Annotated in this window: 10 protein-coding genes and 2 riboswitches; all 10 genes read left to right on the forward strand. The window is 28.4% G+C overall.

Features of this window, described 5'->3' with window-relative positions:
• Window positions 1-207 precede the first annotated feature (207 nt).
• Window positions 208-330, forward strand: a riboswitch (SAM riboswitch).
• A gap of 219 nt (window positions 331-549) precedes the next feature.
• Window positions 550-1,839 carry an O-acetylhomoserine aminocarboxypropyltransferase/cysteine synthase family protein gene (locus tag Q0F58_RS13745; protein ID WP_294377576.1) on the forward strand — a complete coding sequence of 430 codons (1,290 nt, stop codon included), beginning with the start codon at window positions 550-552 and terminating at the stop codon, window positions 1,837-1,839.
• Window positions 1,840-2,670: 831 nt separating this feature from the next.
• Window positions 2,671-4,869: a ribonuclease R gene (gene rnr / locus Q0F58_RS13750; protein WP_294377579.1), complete on the forward strand. Its 2,199-nt coding sequence runs from the start codon at window positions 2,671-2,673 to the stop codon at window positions 4,867-4,869.
• Between the two features lie 158 nt (window positions 4,870-5,027).
• The gene (gene smpB, locus Q0F58_RS13755) at window positions 5,028-5,498 is read left to right on the forward strand and encodes an SsrA-binding protein SmpB (RefSeq protein WP_294377582.1); all 471 of its coding nucleotides are present in this window, start codon (window positions 5,028-5,030) and stop codon (window positions 5,496-5,498) included.
• A gap of 116 nt (window positions 5,499-5,614) precedes the next feature.
• Window positions 5,615-5,730, forward strand: a riboswitch (SAM riboswitch).
• Between the two features lie 110 nt (window positions 5,731-5,840).
• The gene (locus tag Q0F58_RS13760) at window positions 5,841-6,863 is read left to right on the forward strand and encodes a methionine ABC transporter ATP-binding protein (protein ID WP_294377603.1); all 1,023 of its coding nucleotides are present in this window, start codon (window positions 5,841-5,843) and stop codon (window positions 6,861-6,863) included.
• Window positions 6,863-7,501 carry a methionine ABC transporter permease gene (locus Q0F58_RS13765; protein WP_294377584.1) on the forward strand — a complete coding sequence of 213 codons (639 nt, stop codon included), beginning with the start codon at window positions 6,863-6,865 and terminating at the stop codon, window positions 7,499-7,501. Before Q0F58_RS13760 ends, Q0F58_RS13765 begins: the two co-directional genes overlap by 1 nt.
• 118 nt (window positions 7,502-7,619) lie before the next feature.
• A complete protein-coding gene (locus Q0F58_RS13770) occupies window positions 7,620-8,432 on the forward strand; it encodes a MetQ/NlpA family ABC transporter substrate-binding protein (RefSeq protein WP_294377589.1) in 813 nt (270 codons plus the stop codon).
• 467 nt (window positions 8,433-8,899) lie between these two features.
• The gene (locus Q0F58_RS13775) at window positions 8,900-9,856 is read left to right on the forward strand and encodes a YkvA family protein (protein ID WP_294377591.1); all 957 of its coding nucleotides are present in this window, start codon (window positions 8,900-8,902) and stop codon (window positions 9,854-9,856) included.
• Between the two features lie 35 nt (window positions 9,857-9,891).
• Window positions 9,892-10,857: a ribonuclease H family protein gene (locus Q0F58_RS13780; protein ID WP_294377595.1), complete on the forward strand. Its 966-nt coding sequence runs from the start codon at window positions 9,892-9,894 to the stop codon at window positions 10,855-10,857.
• Between the two features lie 88 nt (window positions 10,858-10,945).
• On the forward strand, window positions 10,946-11,119 hold the full coding sequence (locus tag Q0F58_RS13785) for a YtxH domain-containing protein (RefSeq protein ID WP_294377598.1): 174 nt from the start codon (window positions 10,946-10,948) through the stop codon (window positions 11,117-11,119).
• A gap of 243 nt (window positions 11,120-11,362) precedes the next feature.
• The coding region (locus Q0F58_RS13790; protein WP_294377601.1) for a helix-turn-helix domain-containing protein at window positions 11,363-11,996 on the forward strand (634 nt) is incomplete at its 3' end.

Raw genomic sequence — 11,996 nt, forward strand, 5'->3', positions numbered from 1 at the left:
CTTTAATAGCAAAAGCAGATACATTGAAACAGTAATATTCTTAAAATGTTTATATTTGATTACATTTTAAGTAGCAGCAGCCAGTCCTGCATGGGATTAAAAGAAAAATTTAAAAAATAAATTTTATAAAAAGTGTTGACATATATGTAAAAAGATTGTATATTAATAACATAGTAATTCGCTAAGAATACTTAAAAAGTAAATAGTTTTTTATCAAGAAAGACGGAGGGACTGGCCCTGTGATGTCTGGCAACCTGGATGATTTATCATATATATTTTGTTTAAGGTGCTAATTCCTGCAGGTATTTTATTATATCTGAGAGATAAGAAGAAGGTTTTGTGTATTAAGAATATAATGCTGATTTCTTATCTTGAGAAATCAGCTTTTTTGTTTATAAAATACATTGATCAAATGAAATTCAGAATCTTGATAAATGCTGAAATAAAAAAGAAAAACAAAGCTGTCATCTTTAAATCATAGTAATATTATCTACTTAGAATGATTTATAGATGGAAAATTAAAAATATTATAAAATGGGGGCAAAAAATATGAGTAGAGAAGAAAGAAAATTAAAATTTGAAACATTACAATTACATGTAGGACAGGAAAAACCAGATCCAGCAACAGATGCAAGAGCAGTACCAATATATCAGACAACATCTTATGTATTCAGAAATAGTGAACATGCAGCAGCAAGATTTGGATTAGCTGATGCAGGAAATATTTACGGAAGACTAACAAATTCAACTCAGGGAGTTTTTGAAGACAGAGTTGCAGCATTAGAAGGTGGAGTTGCAGGTCTTGCAGTAGCATCAGGTGCAGCAGCAATAACTTATGCAATTGAAAATATAACAAAAGCTGGAGATCACATAGTAGCAGCAAAGACAATCTACGGAGGATCATACAATCTTTTAGCACACACACTTCCTGCATATGGAGTAACAACAACATTTGTAGATCCAGATGAACCAGAAAATTTTGAAAAAGCAATAAAGGAAAATACAAAAGCACTATATATAGAAACACTTGGAAATCCAAATTCAAATGTTATAGATATTGATAAAGTAGCAGAAATTGCACATAAACATAAGATTCCTCTAATAGTTGATAACACATTTGGAACACCATATCTTTTCAGACCAATAGAACATGGTGCAGATATAGTTGTACATTCAGCAACTAAGTTTATAGGAGGACATGGAACATCTCTTGGAGGTGTAATAGTTGATTCAGGTAAATTTGACTGGATTGGTTCAGGAAAATTCCCACAATTAACAGAACCAGACCCAAGCTATCATGGAATAAAATTTGCTGAAGCAGTAGGTGCAGCAGCATACGTAACAAGAATAAGAGCAATCCTTTTAAGAGATACAGGAGCAACAATAAGTCCATTTAATGCATTCTTACTATTACAAGGATTAGAAACATTATCATTAAGAGTTGAAAGACATGTTGAAAATGCATTAAAGGTTGTAGATTTCTTAAAGAATCATCCAAAGGTTGAAAATGTAAACCATCCATCATTACCAGACAGCAAATACAATGATTTATATAAGAAATACTTCCCAAAGGGAGCAGGTTCAATATTCACATTTGAAATTAAAGGTGGAGAAAAAGAAGCAAAAGCATTTATAGATAAATTGGAAATATTCTCATTACTTGCAAATGTAGCTGATGTTAAATCTCTAGTAATACATCCAGCAAGTACAACACATTCACAGTTAAATGAAGAAGAATTAAAAGAACAGGGAATCAAACCAAATACAATAAGATTATCAATTGGTACTGAACATATTGATGATATTATCTATGATTTATCACAAGCTTTTGAGGATTAATTTTTTCAAAACAATATTTGAATGAATAATTATTAAAAAAATGTATATAATATATGAATAAGAATAATCTTAATAAGTGATAATTAACCTAAAGAAAGATTGAGCATCATTATGCTTAATCTTTTTTTGTACAGGGAATTATAGAATTTTTGAAAACTCAAATTTAGTGATATCAATGGATTGTAAGAGGTATGGAGCTACTAAAATGTTATCCACAAAGCAGGTGTGGTGTAGACACTTTTTTATACTTTATTGTAAATTGTCAATTATATATTCCAGTAATAAAACCACATAATAATTAAAGAAATCTTGAAAAGATTTCACCATTCATTGTCAATTGTCCATTGTACATTGTTAATTGAAATATATTGCTGATTGAAATCTATAATAAATAAAATTATAAAAGAGAAAATATATGATAATACTAAATAATATTATGGTAGAAAATATACATGAAGAATGATTAATGTGGTAGTATATAGATATAAAGCAATATTAAATATATGTTCTAAATAATAAAACAAAATAATAATTAAAAAATATTTAAGAGATTTTATTATTAATTGTTAATTGGAATATATAAATTGCATTTGTATATGGAGTGCATATAACTATTTTAGCAAAATTATAAAAATTTATAATTATAATTATAATTATAATTATAAATTCTAAAATCCTCATTATATTGAGGGCGGTGCTTCAAAGTAGTTCCTAATATGTAGTATCTTTGTATTTATAAGGTTAAGAAGAAACTAATACTGTAGTAGTTTTCAAAAAATAAGTACAAGATAAAACAACTTTATGAAAAATAGGAAAGAGAGGAAAGTTATTATGGGAATAAAACAAACATTAGTCCGTTTTATGAAAGAATCGGCATATAGTCCTATGACTTTAGAAGAATTATCAGCTATATTTGATATAAAACAAAATGAATATAATGCATTTAAAAAGACACTAAGAATTATGGAACGTGAAGGTCTTATAATGAGAACCAAAAAAGATAGATTTATGATAGCTGATTTGGAAATTGGAAATCATAATAAATTAAAAGAAAATTTAGTTGTAGGGACTTTACAGGCTCATGCAAAAGGATTTGGTTTCCTTATTCCAGAAGATGAGGGAGAAAAAGATGTATTTATTCCAAGTAACTGTATGAAGGGTGCTATTAATGGAGATAAGATATCTGTAAAAATTACAAGAGAAGATACAAATACCAGAAAAAGAGAAGGGGAAGTTGTAGAGATACTAGAGAGAAATACTACTACAGTAGTTGGAGTTTATGAAGATTCGAAGAATTTTGGATTTGTTATTTCTGAAGATACAAGAATATCTAGAGATATATATATTCCTAAGAGAGACAGAAATGGAGCTCAGGATGGTGATGTGGTTACAGTAAAAATAACTAAGTGGCCAGAAGGAAATAGAAAGCCTGAAGGAGTTGTAACTGAAATATTAGGTAAAAAGGGAGATAGGGGAATTGATATTCTAATAGTAATAAAGAAGCTAGGGCTTCCTGAGGATTTTAATGCAAAAGTATTAAAATACGCTGAAGGTATTTCCGAGGAAATAGATAAGAGTGAATATAAGGGAAGAAGAGACTTAAGAGATGTGAAAATGGTGACAATTGATGGTGAAGATGCAAAGGATTTAGATGATGCTGTATCAATTGAAAAATTACCTAATGGAAATTATAAATTAGGAGTCCATATTGCTGATGTTTCTCATTATGTGCGCGAAAATAATCCATTAGATAAAGAAGCATTTAAGAGAGCTACATCAGTATATTTAATAGATAGAGTTATACCAATGCTTCCTAAAAAATTATCAAATGGAATATGTTCTTTAAATCCTAAAGTAGATAGATTGACTTTATCATGTTTAATGGAAATAGATCATAAAGGTAAAGTTGTTGATCATGAAATAGTAGAATCAGTTATAAGAACTAATGAAAGAATGACATATACTGATGTTACAAAAATTCTTGAGGGTAATGATTCAGAACTTATGAAAAGATATGATTATCTTATAGATGATTTCAGAACTATGGAAGAACTTTGTAAAATATTGAGAGCAAAAAGAATAAAAAGAGGAGCTATTGATTTTGAAATAGCTGAAGCTAAAATTGTATTGAATGAACTAGGAAAACCTATCGAAATAAAACCTTATGATAGAGCAATTGCCAATAGAATAATTGAAGAATTTATGCTTGTTGCAAATGAAACTGTTGCAGAGCATATGTTCTGGACACATATTCCTTTTGTATATAGAATTCATGAAAATCCTGATGAAGAAAAATTAACTAAATTTAAAGAATTTATATATAATTTAGGATACACAATTAACTGGACTGATGAAATAAGACCAAAAACTCTTCAAGAAATAATAGAAAAAGTTAAAGGAAAAAGTGAAGAAACAGTAGTAAATACTTTATTGTTACGTTCTATGATGCAGGCAAGATATGCTCCAGAATGTACAGGACATTTTGGATTAGCAGCCCAGTATTATTGTCATTTTACTTCACCAATAAGAAGATATCCAGATTTACAGATTCATAGAATAATAAAAGAATACCTTCATGGTGAAATAGATGAAAAGAGAACCAATAAATTAAAAAATATCGTTGGTCATGCTGCTAAACAATCATCAGAAATGGAAAGAAAAGCACAAGATGCAGAAAGAGAAGTTGATGATTTAAAGAAAGCTGAGTATATGCAGGATAGAATTGGTGAAGAATTTGAAGGAGTGATTTCTTCAGTAACTTCATTTGGTGTATTTGTGGAATTGCCAAATACAATAGAAGGGTTAGTTCATATTACTGATTTAGATGATGATTACTATATTTTTGAGGAAAATCATTTGAGATTAATAGGAGAAAGAACCAAAAAAGTTTATAAGCTTGGTGATAAAGTTATTGTAGAATGTGTTCATGTTGATATGCCTAATAAGGAAATATTCTTTAAAATAATTGAAAGTCCTGAAAATGAAGAAAATTCAGAAACTAGAGATGATAAAAAGATAGAAATTAAATGAAGGCGATTGATTTATGATAGAAAAGCTTTGAGAAGTGGTAATAAGTCATAACACATATAATAAAATGTCAAGTGAATCTATTATAGGTTTGCTTGATATTTGTGTAATTAGTATAATATAATTTAGACTAGAAATATAACCATAGTAGGTGAGTAAAAATGGTAAGAAAAAAGAATCAGAATTCTTTAGCTGAAAATAGGAAAGCAAGACATGATTATTTTGTTGAAGAAGCAATGGAAGCTGGTCTTGTGCTTGTAGGAACAGAAGTTAAATCTATACGAAGAGGAAGAGTTAATCTAAAAGATTGTTATGCAGATATTTATAATGGAGAAGTATTTATAAAAAATATGCATATTTCTCCATATGAGCAAGGAAATATATTTAATGTAGATCCTTTAAGAGAGAGAAAATTACTTCTTCATAAGGATGAAATAAGACGACTTGATGGGTTGGTTTCAAGGGACGGATATACATTGATTCCATTGTCATTATATCTTAAGGAAGGAAAAGTCAAAGTAGCTCTTGGAGTTTGTAAAGGTAAGAAAAACTATGATAAGAGAGATGCTATGATTGAAAAGGCTCAAAAGAGAGATATTGATAGAGCTATGAAAGAAAGAAATAGATATTAGTAAAATATTAGAAATGTTGTTATCTTAATAAAATGAATAAAATTTTGCAAAATCTATTGACACATGAAAAAATGATAATTATAATATACAATATAAACTAAATTAAATAATTTGATGTCTTATCAAGAGTGGCGGAGGGACTGGCCCTGTGAAGCCCAGCAACCGATAAATTAGTTCATTTACTAATATGTACGGTGCTAATTCCTGCAGCTTTTTAGCTGGTAGATGAGAGAGTAAATAACAAGTGTTTTTTCGCGCTGGGAAATTTATTCTCTAGCGCTTTTTGTTTTGGTTATCGCGATACTATAACAAAAAATTGAGGAGGAAAAAAGTTTGCTAAATATAGAGAAAACAATAGAAAAAGAAAATACTGCAGAAAACAAAACAACAGCTAAATTAGCAGTTGAAATAAAAAATGTAGTAAAAAATTTTGGAAATGTTAAAGTGATAAAGGATGTATCACTTTCTATAAATGAAGGTGAAATTTATGGAATAATAGGTCATAGTGGTGCAGGTAAATCTACATTGCTTAGATGTATAAATGGTCTTGAATCTTATAATGGAGGATCTGTAAATGTAATGGGGAAAGAAGTTTCTACATTAAAAGATTCAGAACTTAGAGTATTCAGAAAAGAATTGGGTATGATATTTCAAAACTTTAATTTATTACAGAGAAAAAATGTTTTCGATAATGTAGCACTTCCTCTTGAAGTGTGGGGGTATGATAAAAACGCAATTAAAGAAAAAGTATTAAAATTACTTAAGTTAGTTGGTCTAGAAGACAAAAAAAGCAGAAAACCATCAGAGTTAAGTGGTGGACAGAAGCAGAGAGTAGCAATAGCAAGAGCATTAGCATTAGATCCAAAAATTTTGCTTTGTGATGAAGCAACATCAGCATTGGATCCAAAAACAACAAAGGACATTTTGCAATTACTTTTAAGAATAAATAAAGAATTAGGATTAACAATAATAATTGTTACACATCAGATGGAAGTTATTAAAGAAGTATGTGAGAGAGTTGCATTATTAGATGGTGGAGAAATCTGTGCTGAAGGTAGAGCAGAAGATTTATTTTTAAAACCAGGAAAATCATTGAAGAAGTTTTTGGGGGAAGAGGAAGAAGAAAATCTGCCAGATACAGGAATAAATATAAAATTATATTTTCCAAGCAATTCATCAGAAAATGCACTTATAACCAGAATGTCTAGAGAGCTTGGAATAGATTTTTCAATAGTATGGGGTAAGCTTGAAAAATTTAGAGACCAAGTATTAGGGGGATTAGTAATAAATATAGATGAAAAAGACAAAGATAAAGTTTTAAAATATCTTGAAGATAAAGATATTTTATTGGAGGTGCTTGAATAATGAATGAAATTATAGTAAAAGCATTGATTGAAACATTAGAAATGGTTGTTGTATCCACTACATTTTCAGTGATTTTAGGATTTATACCAGCAATAATATTAACATTAACAGCTAAGGATGGTTTGAAACCTAATAAAATAATATATGGAATTTTAGATTTTATAGTTAATACACTTAGAAGTTTTCCATTTGTAATATTAATGGTAATAGTAATTCCATTAACAAGACTTTTAGTTGGAAAATCTATAGGAACAGAAGCAGCAATGGTTCCGCTTACAATTGCAGCAGCACCTTTTGTTGCAAGAATTATAGAATCGGCATTAAGAGAAGTTGACAAGGGAGTAATTGAGGCTGCAAAATCATTTGGAGCTTCTAATACTCAGATAATTTTTAAGGTGATGCTTAAAGAAGCAGTACCTTCAATAGTATCAGGAATTACATTGACAATAATAAGCATAGTTGGATATTCAGCAATGGCAGGAGCTATAGGTGGCGGCGGTCTTGGAGATGTAGCTATAAGATATGGTTATCAAAGATTTCAGACTGACATGATGATTGTAACATGTATAATACTTATTGTTGTAGTTCAGGGGCTTCAGATTTTGGGAAATTATTTTTATAATAAACTATCAAAATAGTAAAATTATTTTAATGTTATTTAAAGAAATCTGCATGTAGGGTTAAAAGGTAGATTTCTGCAAATAATAAATATGAGCAAATTTATGTAATAATTAAAACAGAAAAGGCGGGGTAAATATGAAAAAGAAATCAATATTATCAGTAGTTTTAGCAGGAGTGCTTGCATTAGGATTAGTTGGATGTGGAAGTTCTGCAGATGACAAAGTAATTAAAATAGGGGTTACACCAAAGCCACATAAAGAAATTGTAGAAGCAGCAGTTCCTTTATTGGAAAAGGAAGGATATAAAGTAGAAATAACTGAATTTAATGACTATGTACAGCCAAATACAGCAGTTGAAGAAGGATCATTAGATTGTAATTTCTTTCAGCATACACCATATTTAAATGAACAAGTTGAATCAAGAGGATTACATTTAAAATCAGTAGCAGCAATTCATTTGGAGCCAATGGGATTGTTTTCCAAAAAGATAAAAAGTCTTGATGAACTTCAAGATGGAGCTACAATAGCAGTACCAAATGATCCATCCAATGAAGCAAGAGCATTAAAATTATTAGCAGCTAATGGGGTAATAAAGATTAAAGATGGAGAATTGGTTACACCAGCAGATATAACAGATGATGGGAATCCTAAAAACTTGAATTTTAGTGAATTAGAAGCAGCAGCAGTTCCAAGAGCAGTTGATGATGTTGATGCAGCAGTTATAAATGGTAATTATGCAATCGAAGCAGGATTTAACGTGTTGACAGATGCAATTATTAAAGAAGATAAAGATTCAGAAGCAGCTAAACCATATGCAAATATTGTTGTCGTAAAAGAAGGAAACGAAAATCAAGAAAAAATTCAAGCTTTGATAAAAGCATTAAAATCAGATGATGTTAAAGAATTTATAAATAAAGAATATAATGGTTCAGTAATTCCAGTATTTTAATTAAGAACTCAAAATTTTATTTTTAATAATTTAATGAAGAGGTATTTGATAGATGTAGTTTATCAAATATCTCTTTTTAAATATTGGGCTGAAAATAATAAATTATATATGTTGCAAGATTAAAATTATATTTGATAACATGTAAAACATCAAAGAAATCTTTCAAAAACTTCATTTTTCATTGTCAATTATATATTAAATGAATATGTAATAAATTATGATTATAGAATATACACAATCATATGATTTATGTAAACTAGGCATTATAAATTGTTAATTAGACAATATATATATGGTATACTTGATATATGTTCAAATAACAAAACTGCATAATAATTAAAGAAATCTTGCAAGAGTTTCATCATTTATTATAAATTGTACATTTGTTAATTAGAACATATCATAGATAAATAGAAAAGTGTTTTAAATTTGATTATTAATATATAAAAAGGGGAAGGGTACAAATAATGAAAATATCAGAAGTGAAGGTGAAGCTTTTAGGTAGTGACATTTTAAGTATAATAAATGAATTTGTAAAAGTGGATGGATTGGATTTAGAAAGTGCAGTAATAAATGATGGAATTCAGATTAAAGGAAACTTTCGAAAAAGCTTTAAGATGGATTTTTTTGTGAAAGCTGATATATTAGGATGTGAAAAAAACAAAATTAAAGCAAGACTTTCGAAGGTAAAAATATTTAATTTAGGTATATTCAGAATTATAAGAAGTTTTGTTTTAAAGAAAATCGCTAATCAGTTTAGAGAGATTGGTATTGAAAGCAGCAAAGATATTATAATTGTAGACATTGATAAGATATTGAAAGATGTTCCATATATAGACTTTAATTTGAAAGAAATATATACTAAGAGTTCGGAGTTATGGATTGAAGCTGATGATATTGAAGTATCAATTGCGGGGACACTTATTAAAGAAAAAGCAGAAGAAAAAGAGGATATAGATGAAGAATTGGAAAAACTCAAGGATATAGTTAAATTGAGAGATAATTATTCCTCTGGAAGAGAAAGATTAACTGAAAGGCTTCCTGATAACGTTAAAGAGTATAAAGATTATCTGTTTATAATTCCTGATTTGGTTTCACTTATTTATAGACTTCTCAAAGATAAAAGAGTTCCTACAAAGACAAAATTAGTTATGTCTTCAGCTATTGCATATGTAATGTTTCCATCAGATTTAATACCAGATAATATACCTTTTATAGGAGTCATAGATGATATTGGTGTTATATTTTTTGCATTAAATAAGGTTGTAGATGATGTACCGTTGAATGTTATAGTTGAAAATTGGGAAGGGGATAATGATATAATGCTTGTTATGAAAAATGGCTTAGAATATTTGAGTAATTTTACTGCAGCAAAAAATGTGGAAACATTATATGAATTTGTAGAGGAATTATCTACTCTTTAATAAGATAATAGGTAACAAAAGGAGTTTTTATAAATATGGCTAAGAAAGTATATGCAATACAGTATGGTTTTGATTCAAAAAATAATGAAAAAATTGAAAATAAAATAGTAGAAACATGGAATGAATGTTTATCTTATGTTAAAGGCGTTAAGGGAGCTAAATACAAGAGCTTTGAAAATAGAATAGATGCTGAAAAATACTTGAATGAAGGAAAGAAAATGCTAAAAAAGAGCGATGAAAATTATCCTAAGGATTGTCTTCATGCTTATGTAGATGGAAGTTATAATATTTCTGATGAAAGATTTGCATATGGATTAGTGTGTGTTAAGGATAATATTGTGGTGTATATTGAAAATGGTGCTGAAAAAGATACATCTGAAAAAAATATACGACAGATTGCAGGAGAACTTAAAGGAGCTGTACGTGCTGTTGAATATGCAATTAGCATTGGTGAAAAGAAAGTTGTAATATTTCATGATTATGAAGGAATTGCTCATCATGCAACTGGAGCATGGGCAAGAAATGAAAAATCTTCTATTAAATATCATAATAAAATGCAAGATTTAATGAATAAAGGAATAGAAGTGATTTTTGTAAAAGTAGATAGTCATACAGGAGACTTGTTTAATGAACTTGTAGATGAAAAATGTAAAGAACCTTTGGGAATACCTTCTGATAAAACGATTAGTAAATATTTATCTGACAATGTTATATATGTAAGTGATATTCATATAAAGAAAAACATAGGTTCACTTGCACCAGATAAATTAAATAACATATTAATATATGGAGATAAATCTAATCTGATTAATTCAGATAACAGCCAAATTAAAGAAGAAGTTATGGGAACAACAGATTTAAAAAAAGATGATGAGTATTTAAGATATAAAGAATTAACTGAATTATATAAAGAAAGTCCTGAGGAAGCAAAAAAGAAAATTTCTAAAATGCTAAGTAAGGATAAAGAAAAATATATTTTATATCTTCTTAAATTAAATTGATTTTTTTATTAAAATGAATAATTTTTCTAATAATGCACAATCTAATTTTAGAACAATTAATAAAATAATAAAAAAAGAGGTGTTCTAAATGGGAAGGTTTGTAAAAGGAATGATTATGGGAGCTGCAATGGGAGCTGCTTTTGAAATGATGATGTTTTCACAGATGGATCGAAGAACTAAAAGAAATATGAGAAGAATTGGTAATAAAATGAGACATATGGCTGGATGTACATATGATGGAATGTGTGACTGGATAAGATAAAAAAGTTATTTCAAAATACTGGATTTTAAAATCCAGTATTTTTATTTATATTAAAAAAAATAACCACTAAGTAATAGCATAGTTGTAAAAAAAATATATGATAATTTGGATAATAAGATTAAATTATATAAAATATAGAAAAAAATTCAGAAATTAATGCAGTTTTTGATAAACTTATGTTATAATTAAGGAAATTAAATTAACATGATTAAATAATTTGTTGAATAGAGAAGGATTGAAAAAATGGAAATTCTATCATTAGGAGAAAAAATTAAAAGAAGAAGAAAACAACTTAATATGACCTTAAAAGATTTAGCTAAAGACAGAATAACTCCAGGACAGATAAGTTTAGTTGAATCGGGAAGATCTAATCCCTCAGTGGATTTATTAGAATATTTAGCAGCTACATTAAATACAACAGTTGAGTATTTGGTGGAATCTGAAGAAAGTCAAGCAGAAAAAATTAGTATCTATTATGAACAGGTAGGAGAATCGTGCATATTAAATGGAGATTATGAAAAAGGTCAAAGATATATAGATAATGCTTTATACTATTCAGATAAATATAATCTTGAATACAGAAAGGCAAAAATATTCTTCATTACAGCTGAATCATATATGTTCAGGAAAGATTTTCCTATGGCTCAAAAATTTTTTCTATCATCAAATGTAATTTTTGTTAAGAACAACAATTATGAAGAAATAATCAGAACATTTTTGAATCTAGCAGATATAGCGTTAGAACTTAAAGCATATCATTCTGCTAGCAGTTATTTGAAGCAAGCGGAAATGGTATATAATGACAATGAAGTTGTGGATGATTTTTTGATTGGTGAAATTCATTACAACATGGCGAGAACATATTTTGATGTAGAAG

It is taken from the genome of uncultured Clostridium sp., from assembly GCF_934754915.1.
Taxonomy (GTDB): Bacteria; Bacillota; Clostridia; order Clostridiales; family Clostridiaceae; genus Clostridium.

Coding starts and splice junctions, on each gene's coding strand:
- Q0F58_RS13745 (WP_294377576.1), top strand. CDS start 550: ATGAGTAGAGAAGAAAGAAAATTAAAATTTGAAACATTACAATTACAT.
- rnr (WP_294377579.1), top strand. CDS start 2,671: ATGGGAATAAAACAAACATTAGTCCGTTTTATGAAAGAATCGGCATAT.
- smpB (WP_294377582.1), top strand. CDS start 5,028: ATGGTAAGAAAAAAGAATCAGAATTCTTTAGCTGAAAATAGGAAAGCA.
- Q0F58_RS13765 (WP_294377584.1), top strand. CDS start 6,863: ATGAATGAAATTATAGTAAAAGCATTGATTGAAACATTAGAAATGGTT.
- Q0F58_RS13770 (WP_294377589.1), top strand. CDS start 7,620: ATGAAAAAGAAATCAATATTATCAGTAGTTTTAGCAGGAGTGCTTGCA.
- Q0F58_RS13775 (WP_294377591.1), top strand. CDS start 8,900: ATGAAAATATCAGAAGTGAAGGTGAAGCTTTTAGGTAGTGACATTTTA.
- Q0F58_RS13780 (WP_294377595.1), top strand. CDS start 9,892: ATGGCTAAGAAAGTATATGCAATACAGTATGGTTTTGATTCAAAAAAT.
- Q0F58_RS13785 (WP_294377598.1), top strand. CDS start 10,946: ATGGGAAGGTTTGTAAAAGGAATGATTATGGGAGCTGCAATGGGAGCT.